Origin of the sequence: Acidovorax sp. IB03 (assembly GCF_016406015.1) — a bacterium.
GTDB classification, from domain to species: Bacteria; Pseudomonadota; Gammaproteobacteria; order Burkholderiales; family Burkholderiaceae_C; genus Acidovorax; species Acidovorax temperans.
Genome location: NZ_JAEFCH010000007.1, coordinates 1 through 18772, shown reverse-complemented (window position 1 = coordinate 18772; position 18772 = coordinate 1). Strand labels below are relative to the sequence as shown.

Below are 18772 nucleotides of genomic sequence, written 5' to 3'. Positions count from 1 at the left end.
TCAAATCTCTCTGTTCTGTCTGTCGGTCAGTTCAGCTTTTGCAGGGCCACATGCTTGAGCAATTCAGCCACCGAGGCATCCATCACATCCGTGAAGGGGCGTGGGTACAAGCCCATTGCCAGGACGGCAATCGCCAACAGCGACAAAATCAGAAACTCGCGGCTGCCGATATCGGTCAGTTCCTTGACGTGGCTGTTTCCCACGGGGCCCAGATAGACACGCTTGAACATCCACAGTGTGTAGGCAGCGCCAAAAATCAACGCGGTTGCAGCAGCCAGGCCAATCCAGAAATTCGCTTTGACAGCGCCCAGAATCACCATCCACTCGCCCACAAAACCGGCAGTGCCCGGCAGCCCGCAGTTGGCCATGGCAAACAACAATGCAAACGCAGTGAAGTTGGGCATGGTGTTGACGACGCCACCATAGGCAGCAATCTCACGCGAGTGAACGCGGTCGTACAACACACCAATGGACAGGAACATGGCACCCGACACAAAGCCGTGCGCAATCATCTGAACCAAGCCGCCAGAGACGCCCAGGTCATTGAAGATGAAGAAGCCCAGCGTGACAAAGCCCATGTGTGCGACCGAAGAGTACGCCACCAGTTTCTTCATGTCTTTCTGGACCATGGCGACCAAACCGACATAGATCACAGCGACCAAAGACAGTGCAATCATCAGCCATGCCCATTCGCGCGAGGCATCTGGGGCAATGGGCAACGAGAAGCGCAGGAAACCATAGGCGCCCAGCTTCAGCATGATGGCCGCCAGCACGGCGGAACCACCCGTAGGAGCCTCCACGTGCACGTCAGGCAACCAAGTGTGCACAGGCCACATCGGCACCTTGACTGCAAACGCTGCAAAGAAAGCGAAGAACAACAGTGTCTGGGCCGTGCTGCTCAGTGGCATCTTGTGCCAGGCTGCAATATCAAAGCTGCCACCTGATTGGTTGTACAGGTAGATCAGCGCGATCAGCATCAACAGGGAGCCGAGCAGCGTGTACAGGAAGAACTTGAAGGCCGCGTAGATCTTGTTTGGACCACCCCAGATACCGATGATCAGGTACATCGGGATCAGCGTGGCTTCAAAAAAGACGTAGAACAACATGCCGTCCAAGGCCGTGAACACGCCAATCATCAGCCCCGACAAAATCAGGAAAGCGCCCATGTACTGGTTGACGCGCTCTGTAATGGACTCCCAGGAGGCCAACACCACAATCACTGTGATGAAAGCTGTCAGGGGCACGAACCAAAACGAAATACCGTCAACGCCCAGGTGGTAGTTGATATTGAAGCGCTCGATCCAAACCGCTTTCTCCACGAACTGCATGGCAGCAGTACCCGTCTGAAAGCCGCCATACAAAGGCAGGGTCACCAGCAGACCGGCCAGCGCACCAATCAATGCAATCCAACGCACTGCACGCGCGTGCTCATCGCGCCCCAAAGCGAGCAAAACGGCACCAAAAACGATAGGCGTCCAGATTGCGAGACTCAACAACGAACTCATTTTGTTGTTTTCCTTATTTGATGAGTTGCATGAAGAAGTCGCCCCAGACAAACCAAGTCATCAGTGCGAACACACCCAGAATCATCACCAAGGCGTAGTGGAAGATAAAGCCCGACTGAACCCAGCGCACCACGCCAGAAATAGCGCCGACCAGCTTCCACGAGCCGTTCACCACCCCTCCATCGATGATGGCCTGATCGCCGACCTTCCAGAGGCCAACACCCAAGGCACGAGCTCCCTTAGCCAAGATGTTCTCGTTGATCCAGTCGAGGTAGTACTTGTTTTCCAGCAGGCGGTACAGAGGCTGTACGCGCGCCTTGATGCCTGCGGGCAAAGCGGGGTTGACCATGTACATGTAGTACGACAAGGCCACCCCAGCTAAAGCCAGCCAGAACGGTGCAGTTTGGAGACCGTGCAACGCCATCGCCACGGGGCCGTGGAAAATCTCGCCCAGTTTGGCCATTGCAGGGTGCTTGGCTGCATCCACAAAAATCACGTCTTTGAAGAAATCGCCAAACAACATGGGCTGAATGAACATGAAACCCACCACCACCGATGGGATGGCCAGTAGCACGAGAGGAACCGTCACCACCCAAGGAGATTCGTGGGGCTCATGATGGTCATCATGCCCGTGGTGGTCACCATGGTGAGCATCAGGGTTCTGGTCAAACCGCTCCTTGCCATGGAAGACCAAGAAATACATGCGGAACGAATAGAACGCGGTCACGAAGACGCCAGCCAGCACCGCGAAATGCGCGAACCCAGCAGCAGGAAGATGGCTGAAATGCACGGCCTCAATGATGCTGTCCTTGGAGTAGAAACCCGAGAACAGCGGAGTACCAATCAACGCCAGGGAACCAAGCAACGAAGTGATCCAGGTGATCGGCATGTACTTGCGTACCCCGCCCATCCAGCGGATATCTTGGTTGTGGTGCATGCCCATGATGACGGAGCCAGCGCCCAAGAACAGCAGAGCCTTGAAAAACGCGTGCGTCATCAGATGGAACACGGCCACAGAATAAGCAGAAGCGCCCAATGCCACCGTCATGTAACCCAGCTGCGACAGCGTGGAATAAGCGACCACGCGCTTGATGTCGTTTTGGATGATGCCCAGGAAACCCATGAACAGCGCTGTGATGGAACCAATCACCAGGATGAAATTCAGAGCGGTGTCTGACAATTCAAACAAAGGCGACATGCGCGATACCATGAAAATGCCAGCAGTCACCATCGTGGCCGCGTGAATCAACGCAGAAATGGGAGTGGGACCTTCCATCGAGTCAGGCAGCCACACATGCAGCGGAAACTGCGCCGACTTGCCCATGGCGCCGATGAACAGGCAGATGCAAATCACTGTGACCAGCATCCAGCCAGTGCCTGGGAAGTTCAGAGCGCCAAGTTCGTTCGATTTCGCGAAGATTTCACCGTAGTTCAGGGTGCCTGTGTATGCGGCGATCAAACCGATACCCAGAATGAATCCAAAGTCACCAACCCGATTCACCAAAAAAGCCTTCATGTTGGCAAAAATGGCCGACGGCTTGTTGAACCAGAAACCGATCAGAAGATAAGAGACCAGGCCTACTGCCTCCCAGCCGAAGAACAGCTGCAGCAGGTTGTTGCTCATGACCAGCATGAGCATGGAGAAAGTGAACAGCGAAATGTAGGCAAAGAAGCGGTTGTAGCCGTCGTCTTCTTCCATGTAACCGATGGTGTAGATGTGAACCATCAGCGACACAAAAGTAACCACGACCATCATCATTGCGGTCAGGCTGTCAACCAGAAAGCCCACTTCCATCTTGAGGCCACCAACCACCATCCATGTGTACAGCGTCTCGTTGAAACGCGCGCCGTCCAATGCAACGCTCTTGAGCGTCATGGCAGAGAGAATAAAGGCAACCAGCACACCCAGGATCGTCAGCGTGTGGCTGAGGCGACGCCCAATCCAGTTGCCGCCAAAGGTTGTACCGAATACGCCAGCCAGCAAAGCGCCCGCCAGCGGAGCCAGCGGAACAGCCAGGAGCGTTGAAGCAGAGAGGGTTTGACTCATTCTTGAGAACCTAGGGAATACGGGTGGCTCATCAACCCTTGAGGGTGTTGAGGTCTTCTGCGTTGATGCTGGTCTTGTTTCGGAACAGCAGCACCAGAATGGCCAGCCCGATAGCGGACTCAGCTGCGGCCACGGTCAAGATAAAAAACACGAACACCTGCCCGTGCATGTCATCCAGATAATGGGAGAACGCGACAAAGTTCATGTTGACGGCCAGCAGCATCAGCTCAATCGCCATCAACAAAACAATCAGGTTCTTGCGGTTCAGAAAAATGCCGATGACCGACAAAGCAAACAGCATCGCACCCAGCGACAGAAAATGCCCCAAAGTCAAAGTCATGCTTTTTTCTCCTCGACTGGCGCCGCTTCTGGCAAGGGTTCGGATGGTTTCTGCGTAGCAGCCACCTTCACCACTTCCAGACGGTCGCGAGCACGAACACGAACCTGGTTCGCAGGGTTGATCGCCTTGCTGTCCTTGCGCTGACGCAGCGTCAAGGCGATGGCAGCGATCATGGCCACCAGCAGAATCACAGCAGCGATTTCAACGGGGTACAGGTACTGTGTGTACAGCAGCTTACCCAGCGCCTTGGTGTTGGAATATTGGACGACCTGCCCTGCAGCATCCAACAAAGGCGCTGCCGCCTTGGGCTCCTCGAGGCCGCGGAAGCCGCCCATGAGAACAGCAGCCATCTCCAGCGCAATCAAGGCACCCACCGTAGCAGCCAAGGGGAAGTGCTTCCAGAAACCCTTGCGCACAGTGTCGATGTGAATATCCAGCATCATCACCACGAAAAGGAATAGCACCATCACGGCGCCCAAATAGACCAGCACCAGTGCGATGGCGAGAAACTCTGCCTTCAGAAGCAACCAAACAGCTGCCGCCTGAGAGAAAGCAAGAATGAGATACAGCACCGCATGCACGGGGTTGCGTGCGGTGATGACGCGGAAGGCCGCAAAAAGCAGCACAACCGAGAACAGATAAAAGAAACCAGTCTTGGCATCCATGGATCGGGTCTTTATAGAAAGTCTGGCAAACAGGCTGAGTCCAACACCGATCAGCGATATTTGGCGTCTGCAGCCTTGGCTGCAGCAATTTCGCCTTCGTAGCGGTCACCCACTGCCAAGAGCATGTCCTTCGTGAAATACAGGTCGCCCCGCTTCTCGCCGTGGTATTCGAAAATGTGCGTTTCCACAATGGAATCCACTGGGCAACTTTCTTCGCAAAAGCCGCAGAAGATGCACTTCGTCAAATCGATGTCATACCGGGTGGTGCGACGCGAACCATCATCACGGACGTCTGATTCAATCGTGATGGCCATCGCAGGGCAGACAGCTTCGCAGAGCTTGCAAGCAATGCAACGCTCTTCCCCATTTTCATAGCGACGCAGTGCGTGAAGACCACGGAACCGAGGGGACAGAGGTGTCTTTTCCTCAGGGAATTGAACGGTCACCTTGCGGCGGAATGCATAACGCCCCGTAAGGGCCATGCCCTTGAGCAATTCCACGAGCATGAAGCTCTTGAGGAAGTCTTTGAAAGAGAAAGGTGCAGCAGCAACAACGGCAGTCATTTGTGTCCCCGCTTATTTCCAGATATTCCAGGGCGAGAGCAACCACCCGCCCACCAGTACCAGGCACACCAACGTGACTGGAATGAAAATCTTCCAGCCCAGACGCATGATCTGGTCATAGCGGAAGCGAGGAAACGTGGCACGGATCCAGATGAACATCGAGACGACCAAGAACGTCTTGGCTGCCAACCACACCCATCCGGGAATGAAGGCCAAGGCGTCAAATGGAGGCAGCCATCCGCCCAGGAACATCAGCACGGCAAGAATGGACACCAGCCACATGCTCGCGTATTCCGCCAAGAAGAAAATGGCGAAACCCATACCCGAATATTCAACCATGTGTCCGGCCACAATTTCCGCCTCGCCCTCGACCACGTCGAACGGGTGGCGATTGGTCTCAGCAACTCCGGAAATCAGATAAACCAAGAAAATCGGCAGAAGGGGCAACCAGTTCCAGGACAACAGCCCAAAACCGTGCGACGCCGCCCAACCTCGGGCTTGGCTTGCAACGATTTCTGTCAGGTTCATGCTGCCTGACACCATGATCACGATCAGGAAGCAAAAGCCCATCGCAATTTCATAGCTCACCATCTGCGCAGACGCACGCAGCGCACCCAAGAAGGCGTACTTCGAGTTGGAAGCCCAACCCGCGATGATGACGCCGTACACCTCAATCGATGTGATGGCCATTACCAGCAAAAGACCCGCATTGACGTTGGCCAGAGCCACATCAGGACCGAAGGGAATTGCGACCCAGGCCGCCAACGCTGGCATGATCGCCATCACGGGCCCCAGAACAAACAAACCCTTGCTTGCTGCTGTGGGCTGAATAATTTCCTTGGTCAGAAGCTTCAGTGCGTCAGCAATCGGCTGCAACAGTCCCAACGGTCCGACACGGTTGGGGCCATGACGTACTTGCATGAAACCCAAGAGCTTGCGCTCCCACAGCGTCAGATAGGCCACGGCGCCCATCAGGGGAGCCAGAATGCAAACGATCTTCAGCAAGATCCAAAGAACAGGCCATGCCGCAGCTGTCCACCAGCCGAAGGGAAGCAGGCCAAGGCCGGCGTTATAGAGCGCGTCAATCATGCTGCCACCTCTTCACGTGCCATACGCGCATCTGCGGTCAATTGCAAAGATGGGGAGCGACGCACCAGACCGTCCAACTGGTAGATAGAAGCCACCACGGGTTCACCTACAGCACCGGAGACCGAAGCAGTCACGCCGCCAGTCACCGCATTGGACAATTGAGCCGCATCGATCCGGGAGAACGCGCCAGGTGCAGCGTTCGTGGCGCGAGCCAGGACATCCTGCGACGTTTCGAAATCAAAGCCAGGAATCTCCAGCATATTGGCCAATACGCGGAGCACCTTCCAAGCAGGCCGCGTATCGCCCAAAGGACGCACGACTGCATGGAAGCTCTGCAGGCGCCCTTCCGCATTGATGAAGCTACCCGAGGTTTCGGTGAATGGGGCGATAGGCAGGAGAACATCGCTGAACTCCATGTTGGCTTTGAACGGACTCAAGGTGACAACCATTTCGGCGCCTGAGAGCGCGTCGGTGGCGCGTGCGCCGACCGAAGAGTCGTGCACAGGCTCGTTGTTCAGAAGGAGAACCGCCTTGAGACCACCCGACAACATCTGGGCCGCGTTCAAACCACCCTTGACGGGATGGGCACCCACGAACTGTGCACCGACGGTGTTAGCAGCTTCAGTCAAATAGCCAACCGTGGCACCGGTGTGCTCACCAATCCAATTGGCCAGAGCCAGCAACTGCGTAGCTTGGGCATGGTGTGCTGCGGCGTTGCCCAACAGCACCGCTTTGCGCTCACCCGCCATCAGCGAACGCGCGACAGCTGTAGCAGCGTCATCGATAACAAACGAACCGGCGGGCCCCGCCACACCCTTTTCTTGTGCAACCGCTGCCGCAATACCGCCCAGTGCCTGCATCCATTGGGAGGCCGCGTGCTTCAAGAGGTGCTTGACAGGAATGGCCCAGTCACGCTCAACCGAATCCAGTGCGATGACTTGGCAACCATGGCGAGCCGCCTGGCGAATCCGTTGTGCAAACAGAGGATGATCCTTACGCAAATTGGACCCCACCACCAAAACGCTCTGCAGCGTGGAGAGCGATGCAATGGAGGTGCCCAACCAGCGGATACCTTCTGGAGCGCTGAATTCAGCGTTGCGCAGACGGTAGTCGATGTTGTCACTACCCAAGCCGCGTACCAATGCACCTGCCAAATACAACTCTTCCACGGTGCTGTGCGGACTCACCAGCGCGCCGATGGACTCGGCGCCATGGTCATGGCGAATGTTCTTGAGGCCGTTGGCAACGTACTCCAGTGCTGTTTGCCAGTCCACTTCCTTCCAAACACCGCCCTGCTTCAGCATGGGCTGAGTGAGGCGATCTTCGCCATTGAGCGCTTCATAGGAAAAACGGTCACGGTCCGCGATCCAGCACTCATTCACTGCTTCGTTCTCAAACGGAACGACGCGCATCACCTTGTGGTTTTTGACCTGGACGATCAAGTTTGCACCGGTAGAGTCATGTGGGCTCACAGAGCGGCGGCGGGACAACTCCCAGCTGCGCGCGCTGTAGCGGAAGGGCTTGCTCGTCAATGCGCCGACGGGACAGATATCAATCATGTTGCCCGACAACTCGGAATCCACCGTGTCACCACTCACCGTGGTGATTTCGGAATGCTCACCACGATGGATCATGCCCAGTTCCATGACGCCAGCCACTTCTTGGCCAAAGCGCACGCAGCGGGTGCAATGAATGCAGCGGCTCATCTCCTCCATGGAGATCAATGGGCCCACGTCTTTGTGCAGCACAACACGCTTTTCTTCTTCGTAACGCGAAGAAGAGCCGCCATAACCTACAGCCAAGTCCTGCAACTGGCATTCACCACCTTGATCGCAAATGGGGCAATCCAGCGGGTGATTGATCAGGAGAAACTCCATCACCGACTTCTGGGCCTTGATCGCCTTGTCGGATTTGGTACGGACCACCATGCCTTGCGTCACGGGCGTTGCGCAAGCTGGCATCGGCTTTGGAGCCTTCTCAACGTCTACCAGGCACATGCGGCAGTTGGCAGCAATCGAGAGCTTCTTGTGATAGCAGAAATGTGGGATGTAGGTGCCTGCTTTTTCAGCCGCATGCATCACCATGCAGCCTTCGGCAACTTCTACTTTCTGACCGTCCAGTTCAATTTCAACCATATGTGTTCTCGCAATCAGGCGGATGCGGCAGCTTGCGAGCCTTTGTTCCGGATCAATGCCTCAAACTCAGGACGGAAATGCTTCAGCATGGCACGCACAGGCATTGCTGCGGCATCACCCAAAGCGCAAATTGTTCGACCCTGGATGTTGTCGGCAACAGAGTTGAGCAAGTCGAGATCGCCATCACGGCCTTGCCCATGCTGAATGCGGTCGATCACACGCCACATCCAGCCCGTGCCTTCGCGGCAAGGCGTGCATTGGCCACAGGATTCGTGCGAATAGAAATACGACAGGCGCAGCAGGCTTTCCACCATGCTCCGCGAATCATCCATCACGATCACGGCGCCAGAACCCAACATCGACCCCGCCTTGGCGATGGAGTCATAGTCCATCGTGCATTCCATGATGATGGAAGCAGGCAGCACAGGGGAAGAGGATCCACCAGGAATCACGGCCTTGAGTTGACGTCCCTTACGAACGCCGCCCGCCAGCTCCAGCAATTTGGAGAAGGGGGTTCCCAGGGGAATCTCGTAGTTTCCGGGCTTCTCCACATCGCCAGACACCGAGAAAATCTTGGTACCGCCGTTGTTTGCCTTGCCACATTCCAAGTAGGCTGCGCCGCCGTTTCGGATGATCCATGGCACAGCGGCAAATGTCTCGGTGTTATTGATCGTGGTCGGCTTGCCGTACAAACCAAAACTCGCAGGAAAAGGAGGCTTGAAGCGTGGCTGTCCCTTCTTGCCTTCCAGGGACTCCAACAACGCAGTTTCTTCACCGCAGATGTAAGCTCCAAAACCGTGGGCCGCATGCAGCTGGAAGCTGAAGTTGCTTCCCATGATGCCGTCGCCCAAATAGCCCGCCGCACGCGCCTCTTCCAGCGCCGCCTCGAAGCGTTCGTAAGACTGGAAAATTTCACCGTGAATGTAGTTGTAACCCACGCTGATGCCCATCGCATAGGCGGCAATGATCATGCCTTCAATCACGATGTGCGGATTGAATTGCAGAATATCGCGGTCTTTGCAAGTTCCAGGCTCACCCTCGTCCGAGTTGCAAACCAGATACTTCTGACCAGGGAAAGAGCGCGGCATGAAGCTCCACTTGAGCCCCGTAGGAAAGCCTGCGCCCCCACGACCACGCAAGCCAGACTCTTTGACCGTTGTGATGACTTGATCTTGCGTCAAGCCTTCTCCGCCGTCCTTACCCAGGATGCGACGAAGTGCCTGGTAGCCACCGCGAGCCTCGTAATCCTTGATGCTCCAGTTGCTGCCATTCAGTCCTGCATAAATCTGCGGGTTGATATGGCGATCATGGAAACAGGTCTGAACACCTGTCGCCTTGAATTGCGAAAGAATTTCTGCGGCAGTGGTCATTGCTTGCCCTCCGCTGCACGCAAACCGTCCACCAACTGGTCTAGTTTGTCGTTGTCCATAAAACTGCACATGGTGCGGTCATTCACCAGCATCACTGGCGCATCGGCACAAGCGCCCAGGCACTCGCACTGCTGCAAAGTGAACAAACCATCCGCAGTCGTCTCGCCCATGGAAACACCGAGCTTCTGCTCCAGATGGCGCAGGGCCTTTTGACCATCACGCAGTTGGCATGGCAAATTGGTGCAGACATTGAGCTTGTACTTGCCAACAGGTTGCTGGTTGTACATGTTGTAGAAAGTCGTGACTTCATGCACCGCAATCTGGGGCATGCCCAGGTAGTCGGCGATCACGGCTTCGCTCTCGGCACTCACATAGCCTTGCTCTTGCTGCACGATGGAAAGGCAAGCCATCACGGCAGACTGCTTCTGGTCTGCCGGGTACTTCGCCACTTCGCGCGCGAATCGCGCCAACGTCGCTTCGGTAATCATCGGTCAATTTCTCCGAACACGATATCCATGGTGCCAATGATCGCCACCGCATCGGCAATCATGTGCCCCCGAGCCATTTCATCCAGCGTGGCCAGGTGCGCAAAACCAGGGGCACGGATCTTCAAACGATAGGGCTTATTCGCGCCATCGCTCACCAAGTAGATACCAAACTCTCCCTTTGGATGCTCCACCGCTGCATAGGCTTCGCCTTCAGGCACGTGGAAACCTTCAGTGAACAGCTTGAAATGGTGAATCAACTCCTCCATGTTGGACTTCATGGATTCGCGCGAAGGGGCGGCAACTTTGTGGTTGTCAGTGATGACCGGCCCAGGGTTGGCACGCAACCAATCCACGCATTGCTTGATGATGCGATTGGACTCGCGCATTTCCTGCACGCGAACCAGATATCGGTCGTAGCAGTCACCCGTCTTGCCAACCGGAATATCAAAATCGACACGATCGTAAGCATCGTAGGGCTGCGTCTTGCGCAAATCCCAAGCGATACCAGAGCCACGCAGCATGGGCCCTGTCATGCCCAGATTCAAAGCACGCTCAGGCTTTACGACCCCAATACCCACCGTACGCTGTTTCCAGATACGGTTGTCAGTCAGGAGAGTTTCGTACTCATCCACGCAGCCTGGGAAGCGCTTCGTGAAATCGTCGATGAAGTCCAGCAAAGAACCCTGGCGATTCTGATTCATCGCCTCCAGCGCTTTGGCGTTCTTGATCTTGCTGACTTTGTACTGGGGCATCGTATCGGGAAGATCCCGGTACACACCACCAGGACGGAAGTACGCAGCATGCATGCGCGCACCCGAAACGGCCTCGTACATATCAAAAAGATCCTCACGTTCACGGAACGTGTAGATCAGGATGGTGGAACTGCCGCAATCATTACCATGCGAGCCGAGCCACATCAGGTGATTCAGCAAACGCGTGATTTCCGAGAACATCACACGGATGTACTGCGCACGCACAGGCACCTCAATGCCGAGCAACTTCTCGATGGCCAGGCAATACGCGTGCTCATTGCACATCATGGACACATAGTCCAGACGGTCCATGTATGGCAAAGACTGGATGAACGTCTTATGCTCAGCCAGCTTCTCAGTCGCGCGGTGCAGCAAGCCGATGTGCGGATCAGCACGCTGAACAACCTCACCATCCAGTTCCAGAACCAAGCGCAACACACCGTGCGCCGCAGGGTGCTGGGGTCCAAAATTCAGGGAATAATTTTTGATTTCAGCCATGATGGTTCACATGAGCGCAAAGCAGCTCAGTGCAGGCCTCCGTACTTGTCTTCGCGAATGATGCGAGGCGTGATTTCACGCGGCTCGATGGATACCGGCTCGTAAACCACGCGGCGTTGCTCGGCGTCGTACCGCATTTCCACATGGCCAGACAAAGGGAAGTCCTTGCGGAAGGGGTGGCCGATAAACCCATAGTCGGTCAAGATGCGACGCAGGTCATTGTGACCATCGAACACGATACCAAACAGATCGAAAGCCTCGCGCTCGTACCAGTTGGCAGAGTTCCACAACTCAGCCACCGATGCCACCATTGGAAAATCGTCATCAGCACAGAACACCTTGACGCGTACACGCTGGTTCAGACTGACCGACAAGAGATGGGAGACCACCGCATATCGCGCACCTTCTTGAACGGCATCTGCGTAGGTGGAATAGTCCACACCACACAGGTCAATCAACTGCTCGAATTTGCATGCATCCGAGTCACGCAAGATACGCATGGACTCCAGGTAGTCCGCAGCAGCTACCGTCACCGTCACCTCATCCAAGGCGAGCGTGACCTGACGGGCCTTAGCACCCAAGGCCGCGGCAATGTTCTTTTTGAGCTCTTCAGGCCGAATGGCTACAGCAGTCATCATCAACCCTTCAAGCGCGAGCGATCGTATTGGTGCGGCGGATTTTTTGCTGCAACTGGATGATCCCGTAAATCAGCGCTTCCGCTGTTGGAGGGCAGCCAGGCACATAAACATCCACAGGCACGATGCGATCACAGCCACGCACCACTGAATAACTGTAGTGGTAGTAACCACCACCATTGGCACACGAGCCCATGGAGAGCACCCAGCGCGGCTCGGACATCTGGTCGTACACCTTGCGCAGCGCAGGAGCCATCTTGTTGCAGAGGGTTCCGGCAACAATCATCAAATCCGACTGACGAGGGCTGGCACGAAACACTTCCGCGCCAAATCGACCAATGTCATAACGCGCAGCGGCGGCGTGCATCATTTCCACCGCACAGCAAGCCAAGCCAAACGTCATGGGCCACAAAGAACCGGTCTTGGCCCAATTCACCACCGAGTCGTAACTCGTGGTGATAAAGCCTTCCTTCATCACGCCTTCAATCATCGCACTCGTCCTTGTTGAAGCTCGATCATTCCCAATCCAACGCGCCTTTTTTCCACTCGTAGACAAAGCCCACAACCAGAATGGCAAGGAAGATCGAGACCGCTACGAAGCCTGTCATTCCCACCTCATGCAGGGTCACCGCCCAGGGAAAGAGGAATGCAATTTCCAGATCAAACAGAATGAACAAAATGGCTACCAGGTAGTAGCGCACGTCGAACTTCATGCGAGCGTCTTCAAACGCTTCGAAGCCGCATTCATAAGGGGAGTTTTTGGCTGCATCTGGGCGATTAGGGCCCAACACATAACCAAGCACCAAGGGGACAACGCCTACGGCAATGCCAACCAAGATGAACAAAAGGACGGGGAGGTACTGATCGAGGTTCATCGTGAGGATGCTCACCGCTGTAGCCAAACCTGCGGGACTTGTACAAGTGCACAGGCTGGCTTTTGTTTTGGTGCCGTCGGCGAGACTCGAACTCGCACAGCTTTCGCCACTACCCCCTCAAGATAGCGTGTCTACCAATTTCACCACGACGGCTGATGTTGCATGTTTGGATGGCATGAGGAACCGCGAGGGTTTTGGCTTTCCAAACAATCCAGAATTCTACCCCGGAAAACCCTCGATAGGCATCAGGGTAGCCAATTTAGTGCAGATTATTTAGATGGAATCTGGGCAGCACCAGAAGCTGGAGCGACAGGGGCAGCAGGCACTGCGTCAGCAGCACTTCCGGAGGCAGGGATGACGGCGGCTGGGGTTTCCAGAACACTGCCCGAGCTGGCCGGGCGCGAATTGCCAAAGTAGGCCAGCGCCAGCGTCGTGATGAAAAACACGGCCGCCAGCACGGCGGTAGTACGGGAAAGGAAGTTGGCGCTTCCGCTGGCACCAAACAAGCTGCCGGACGAGCCGCTACCGAACGCAGCACCCATGTCTGCCCCCTTGCCGTGCTGCACCAGAATCAAACCGATCATTCCCAAGGCAGCCAAGATTTGTACAGCCAGGATCACGTTCACCAAAACACTCATGTTCACTCCTAAATTAATAGCTATTAGCGCTCAGCTCACTGGGCTGCAGCGATGATCTTGAGAAAATCTTCCGCCTTCAACGAGGCGCCTCCCACGAGGCCGCCATCAATGTCTGGCTGAGCAAGCAATTCGGCAGCATTCGCCGCGTTCATGCTGCCGCCGTAAAGCACGCGAACACGATCCGCGTGAGGAGTGGCTGCCGCCAACTGCGCACGCAGCACAGCATGTACTTGCTGCGCCTGTTCAGGCGAAGCAGTACGACCCGTGCCAATGGCCCACACAGGCTCGTAGGCCACAACGATTTCGCTGATGCAATGGCCATTCACATGGATCACGGCAGCCAGCTGGCGCTTGACCACAGACTCCGTCTGACCAGCCTCACGCTCTTGCAGAGTCTCGCCCACACACACGATGGGCGTGATGCCGGATGCCAAGGCCTGGCGGGCTTTTTCTGCAACGACCGCATCCGTTTCACCATGGTACTGACGACGCTCAGAGTGCCCCACCAGTGCGTAACGAACGCCGAAATCCTTCAGCATCGCCGCCGACACTTCACCGGTATAAGCCCCAGAAGCAAAGGCCGAGACATCTTGCGCACCCAATGCGATGCTGGCACCGGACAGCAACCCCTGGACTTGCGCCAAATAGGGCGAAGGCACCGCCACGGCCACATCGCAAGCAGGCGTTCCAAGCCCCGCAAGGAGCCCCTTGAGCAGAGCTTCATTGGCAGCAAGGCTGCCATTCATCTTCCAGTTGCCTGCGATCAGTTTCTTTTTCATGTTTACCACGTCAAAACAATCTTGCCAGTGTGTTGATTGGATTCCATCAATGCATGAGCAGCCGCAGCATCACCCGCATCAAAGGTCTGGTAGATGACAGGACGAACCTTACCCTGCTCAATGAGCGGCCAGACCCGGGAACGGAGAGACTGCGCTATGGCGGCCTTGAACTCTACAGACCTGGGTCGCAGGGTAGAGCCCGTGATGGTGAGCCGGCGGCGCAGCACAAGCCCTGCATTGAAAGAGCTCTTCACCCCGCCCTGCACGGCAATGATGACCAGCCGCCCATCTTCAGCGAGGCACTCCACCTCACGTGCCACATAGTCACCGGCAACCATGTCCAGCACCACATCCACGCCACGCCCATTGGTGATTCGCTGAACTTCCGCCACAAAGTCCTGTGTCTTGTAGTTGATGGCATGCGAGGCACCCAGCTCAATGCACGCTGCGCATTTTTCGTCGCTGCCCGCCGTAGCAATCACAGTGGCACCCCACGCACGGGCCAGTTGGATAGCAGTCACACCGATCCCGCTGCTCCCGCCTTGCACCAGGAGAAATTCACCCGCTTGCAGACGCCCCCGATCGAAGACATTGCTCCACACGGTGAAGAATGTTTCCGGCAGAGAAGCCGCTTCGATGTCATTGAGCCCCGCAGGAACCGGCAGGCACTGCCCGACGGGCGCGACACACCACTGCGCATACCCACCGCCAGCCACCAAGGCGCAGACCCGGTCGCCCACCTTCAAACCTGCAGACGCCATGGCCTGTGTGTCGCCAGCCTCAATCACGCCAGCAACCTCCAGGCCAGGCAAGTCAGACGCACCCGGCGGTGGAGCATAGTGCCCCGCGCGCTGCAATACGTCAGGCCTGTTGATTCCGCTCGCCGCCACACGGATCAACAGTTCACCCACACCCGGCTGGGGCACAGGCCGCTGTCCGAGGCGGAGCACGTCGGGCGCACCGAAGGACGAAATCTCCACAGCACGCATCAAACGTTCGGTCATAAGTCTCAGCTCTTTAAAGCAATTTAAGGCTCTTCTAGCGAATAGTAGTGATGGAAATCGCCGCACGTCTGTAAACGACGATTTCGACGTACGACATTTATCGAGTGCATCACTAGCATTCGCTAGAAGAGCCCAATTTAAGCTGCCAGCGCTTGTGGATAAAGCGCTGGCAGCTACAAATTCAATAGCAATTTAATCCACTAGCGGGCCGGCAGACCCGCCGGACCTTATTGCTGTTGCTGCTGTTGCTGGTCAGCCGACTGGCGACCACCTTCTCGGCTATGGCGTGGCTCACGCTCACCACGCTCTGCAGGCGCAGGGCGATCGCTACCGCCGGCAGGACGCTCTGCCAGCGCCTTCATCGACAGTTTGATACGACCCTTTTCGTCGGTTTCCATGACCTTGACCTTGACGATCTGGCCTTCTGCCAAGTAGTCCGACACCTTTTCCACGCGCTCGTGGGCAATCTGGCTGATGTGCAGCAGGCCGTCCTTGCCGGGCAGCAAGTTGATCAGCGCGCCAAAGTCCAGGATCTTGGTCACAGGACCTTCATACACCTTGCCAATTTCCACCTCGGCCGTGATCTGCTCGATGCGGCGCTTGGCTTCGTCAGCCTTGGCGGCTTCAGTCGCAGCGATGGTGATAGTGCCGTCTTCCTCGATATTGATCTGGCAACCGGTTTCTTCGGTCAGCGCACGAATCACGGCGCCGCCCTTGCCGATCACGTCACGGATCTTCTCGGGGTTGATCTTCATGGTGTAGAGCTTGGGCGCGAAGTTCGACACTTCGGCCTTGGCTTCACCCATGGCTTCCTGCATCTTGCCCAGGATGTGCATGCGCGCTTCCTTGGCCTGGGCCAGTGCCACCTGCATGATTTCCTTGGTGATGCCCTGGATCTTGATGTCCATCTGCAAGGCCGTGATACCACCCGTGGTACCCGCCACCTTAAAGTCCATGTCGCCCAGGTGATCTTCATCACCCAGAATGTCGGTCAGCACAGCGAAACGGTTGGCGTCCTTGATCAGACCCATGGCGATACCCGCCACATGCGCCTTCATGGGCACACCGGCGTCCATCAGCGACAGGCAGCCGCCACACACAGAAGCCATGGACGAGGAACCGTTGGACTCGGTGATTTCCGACACCACACGCATGGTGTAGGGGAATTCTTCCTTGGTCGGCAGCACAGCCACCAGAGCACGCTTAGCCAGACGGCCGTGGCCGATTTCGCGGCGCTTGGTCGAGCCCATGCGGCCCACTTCGCCGGTGGCGAAGGGAGGCATGTTGTAGTGCATCATGAAGCGGTCTTCGTACTCGCCAGCCAGCGCGTCGATGCGCTGTGCATCACGCTCGGTGCCCAGCGTGGTCACGACCAGCGCCTGGGTTTCGCCACGCGTGAACAGGGCCGAACCGTGGGCGCGGGGCAGCACGCTGTTGCGGATTTCGATGGGGCGCACGGTGCGGGTGTCGCGGCCGTCGATACGGGGCTCACCTGCCAGGATCTGGCTGCGCACGATGCCTGCTTCAATGTCGAACAGCATGCCTTCGACCTTGACGGAGTCGAACTCCACGCCGTCGGCCTTCAGGCCAGCCATCACGGCAGCGTAGGCTTCGCGGCACGCTTGGGTGCGGGCTTGCTTGTTGCGGATCTGGTAGGCAGCGCGCAGCTTGTCGTCGGCCAGTGCGACCACCTTGGCGATCAGGGCTTCGTCCTTGGCGGGGGCTTCCCACTGCCACACGGGCTTGCCAGCATCGCGCACCAGTTCGTGGATGGCGTTGATGGCCACATTGCCTTGCTCGTGGCCAAACACCACGGCGCCCAGCATGATTTCTTCGGACAGTTGCTGGGCTTCGGATTCCACCATCAGCACAGCGGCTTCGGTGCCCGCTACCACCAAGTCCATCTGCGAGTTCTTGCGCGCAGTCTGGCCGGGGTTCAGCACGTATTCGCCGTTGATGTAACCCACGCGAGCGGCGCCAATAGGGCCGTTGAACGGAATGCCAGAAATGGCCAGAGCCGCACTGGTAGCGATCAGCGCCGCGATGTCAGCGTCCACTTCGGGGTTCAAAGAAATGGTGTGGACGACCACATGCACTTCATTGAAGAAACCTTCGGGGAACAGCGGGCGGATCGGACGGTCGATCAGGCGGCTGGTCAGGGTTTCGTGTTCGCTGGGCTTGGCTTCGCGCTTGAAGAAGCTGCCGGGGATCTTGCCAGCGGCGTACGTCTTCTCGATGTAGTCCACCGTCAGCGGGAAAAAGTCCTGACCAGGCTTGGCGGACTTGGAAGCCACCACGGTGGCCAGCACCACGGTGTCGTCAATGTTCACCAGCACGGCGCCGGAGGCCTGGCGGGCGATCTCGCCCGTTTCCATGATGACGGTCTTGTCACCCCACTGGAAAGACTTGGTGACTTTGTTGAAAATGCTCATTATTAGCTCCTAATTTAATAGCTGGTAGCGCTTTACCAGCTTGATCTGGAGCGGAATTCAGAACACGATGCCATTCCAGCGAGACTGCCCCATTGGCAGCAAATGCAATCTCGTTGGAATGACACAGCTTCGCTCTGTTTTGCCACTCCGAAGTAAAAAACGCCTGAGCTAGCGAACTAACCCAGGCGTTTTTGCATGCAATAACGATTACTTGCGCAGACCCAACTTGGCGATCAGCGCGGTGTAACGGTCAGCGTCCTTGGCCTTGAGGTAGTCCAGCAGCTTGCGACGACGGCTGACCATACGCAGCAAGCCACGACGACCGTGGTGGTCCTTGGCGTGGATCTTGAAGTGAGGAGTCAATTCGTTGATGCGTGCAGTCAGCAAAGCGACTTGCACTTCTGGGCTACCAGTGTCGTTGGCAGCGCGGGCGTTGGCCTTGACAACTTCGGCCTTGATGGAGGATGCGATCATGATTTTCCTGTGAACCCAAATTGGGTTTGGTTGAGGACTTGCGTAAACAGCCGGAACTAGCCGTGAACGTGCGCCTTGCGTTAGGCAAAACATGTGCATTATAACCCTGCCGAGAAATGCCAAAAGCACTCAACCAGACACATCGCAACATCAGACCCATGACCAACCAATACAACGCCCGTCGCAGCACACTGAGAGCTCTACTGCTTTGCGCCTGCTATTTACTATCCCAAAGCCACTCAGCACTGGCCATAGCTCGAGAGACCAAACAGCCACAAAAAACACACCAAGCCACCAAGCGCACAGCCCCCAAAAGCTCGTCAGAGGAGAGCCCCGCCCAACGTGACAAGCGCCTGTACCGCGAATGCAAAGGCATGCCCAACGCCGGCGCTTGCCTGGGGTACACCAGAAAATAAAAAACCAACAACCTAGTGTGGTGTCTCAAAAGTAATCATCAAATAATGGTACTCGCTGCCCGCGCCA

The 18772-nt window shown here is 56.5% G+C and carries 18 protein-coding genes and 1 tRNA gene; all 19 read right to left on the bottom strand.

All coding sequences use genetic code 11. The features are described from left to right. Positions 1-26 precede the first annotated feature (26 nt). Positions 27-1505: an NADH-quinone oxidoreductase subunit M gene (locus IHV84_RS05740; RefSeq protein WP_066691296.1), complete on the bottom strand. Its 1479-nt coding sequence runs from the start codon at positions 1503-1505 to the stop codon at positions 27-29. A gap of 13 nt (positions 1506-1518) precedes the next feature. Then, positions 1519-3552: an NADH-quinone oxidoreductase subunit L gene (gene nuoL / locus IHV84_RS05735; protein WP_066691299.1), complete on the bottom strand. Its 2034-nt coding sequence runs from the start codon at positions 3550-3552 to the stop codon at positions 1519-1521. A 31-nt stretch (positions 3553-3583) separates the two neighbouring features. Beyond that, positions 3584-3892, bottom strand: coding sequence for an NADH-quinone oxidoreductase subunit NuoK (nuoK, locus tag IHV84_RS05730; RefSeq protein ID WP_044401370.1), 309 nt, complete (start codon positions 3890-3892; stop codon positions 3584-3586). Next, on the bottom strand, positions 3889-4557 hold the full coding sequence (locus IHV84_RS05725; protein ID WP_198846177.1) for an NADH-quinone oxidoreductase subunit J: 669 nt from the start codon (positions 4555-4557) through the stop codon (positions 3889-3891). Before IHV84_RS05725 ends, nuoK begins: the two co-directional genes overlap by 4 nt. Positions 4558-4607: 50 nt before the next feature. Further along, positions 4608-5120: an NADH-quinone oxidoreductase subunit NuoI gene (gene nuoI / locus IHV84_RS05720; RefSeq protein WP_044401364.1), complete on the bottom strand. Its 513-nt coding sequence runs from the start codon at positions 5118-5120 to the stop codon at positions 4608-4610. A gap of 12 nt (positions 5121-5132) precedes the next feature. After that, positions 5133-6209, bottom strand: a complete 1077-nt coding sequence (nuoH, locus tag IHV84_RS05715) for an NADH-quinone oxidoreductase subunit NuoH (protein ID WP_044401361.1) — start codon at positions 6207-6209, stop codon at positions 5133-5135. Beyond that, the gene (nuoG, locus tag IHV84_RS05710; RefSeq protein WP_198846176.1) at positions 6206-8344 is read right to left on the bottom strand and encodes an NADH-quinone oxidoreductase subunit NuoG; all 2139 of its coding nucleotides are present in this window, start codon (positions 8342-8344) and stop codon (positions 6206-6208) included. The genes nuoH and nuoG overlap by 4 nt, the downstream gene beginning before the upstream one ends. A 14-nt stretch (positions 8345-8358) precedes the next feature. Next, positions 8359-9714 carry an NADH-quinone oxidoreductase subunit NuoF gene (nuoF, locus tag IHV84_RS05705; RefSeq protein ID WP_198846175.1) on the bottom strand — a complete coding sequence of 452 codons (1356 nt, stop codon included), beginning with the start codon at positions 9712-9714 and terminating at the stop codon, positions 8359-8361. After that, positions 9711-10202, bottom strand: coding sequence for an NADH-quinone oxidoreductase subunit NuoE (gene nuoE / locus IHV84_RS05700; protein WP_044401352.1), 492 nt, complete (start codon positions 10200-10202; stop codon positions 9711-9713). The genes nuoF and nuoE overlap by 4 nt, the downstream gene beginning before the upstream one ends. After that, positions 10199-11452, bottom strand: coding sequence for an NADH-quinone oxidoreductase subunit D (locus tag IHV84_RS05695; protein WP_044401349.1), 1254 nt, complete (start codon positions 11450-11452; stop codon positions 10199-10201). The genes nuoE and IHV84_RS05695 overlap by 4 nt, the downstream gene beginning before the upstream one ends. Before the next feature lie 26 nt (positions 11453-11478). Further along, positions 11479-12087, bottom strand: a complete 609-nt coding sequence (locus IHV84_RS05690) for an NADH-quinone oxidoreductase subunit C (protein ID WP_198846174.1) — start codon at positions 12085-12087, stop codon at positions 11479-11481. 10 nt (positions 12088-12097) lie between these two features. Then, the gene (locus IHV84_RS05685; RefSeq protein WP_005793239.1) at positions 12098-12577 is read right to left on the bottom strand and encodes an NADH-quinone oxidoreductase subunit B family protein; all 480 of its coding nucleotides are present in this window, start codon (positions 12575-12577) and stop codon (positions 12098-12100) included. Positions 12578-12602: 25 nt separating this feature from the next. Further along, complete coding sequence (locus IHV84_RS05680) at positions 12603-12962, bottom strand: NADH-quinone oxidoreductase subunit A (protein WP_198846173.1); 360 nt, start codon at positions 12960-12962, stop codon at positions 12603-12605. A gap of 68 nt (positions 12963-13030) precedes the next feature. Next, positions 13031-13115, bottom strand: a tRNA-Leu gene (locus IHV84_RS05675). 116 nt (positions 13116-13231) lie between these two features. After that, positions 13232-13600, bottom strand: coding sequence for a preprotein translocase subunit SecG (gene secG, locus IHV84_RS05670; RefSeq protein WP_044401342.1), 369 nt, complete (start codon positions 13598-13600; stop codon positions 13232-13234). Positions 13601-13635: 35 nt separating this feature from the next. Continuing rightward, positions 13636-14379 carry a triose-phosphate isomerase gene (gene tpiA / locus IHV84_RS05665; RefSeq protein WP_198846172.1) on the bottom strand — a complete coding sequence of 248 codons (744 nt, stop codon included), beginning with the start codon at positions 14377-14379 and terminating at the stop codon, positions 13636-13638. Positions 14380-14381: 2 nt separating this feature from the next. Beyond that, positions 14382-15368, bottom strand: a complete 987-nt coding sequence (locus IHV84_RS05660; RefSeq protein ID WP_198846251.1) for an NAD(P)H-quinone oxidoreductase — start codon at positions 15366-15368, stop codon at positions 14382-14384. 242 nt (positions 15369-15610) lie between these two features. After that, entirely contained in the window at positions 15611-17815 is a 2205-nt protein-coding gene (gene pnp, locus IHV84_RS05655) for a polyribonucleotide nucleotidyltransferase (RefSeq protein ID WP_198846171.1), read from the bottom strand. Positions 17816-18022: 207 nt separating this feature from the next. Continuing rightward, positions 18023-18289: a 30S ribosomal protein S15 gene (rpsO, locus tag IHV84_RS05650; protein ID WP_198846170.1), complete on the bottom strand. Its 267-nt coding sequence runs from the start codon at positions 18287-18289 to the stop codon at positions 18023-18025. Between the last annotated feature and the right edge of the window lie 483 nt (positions 18290-18772).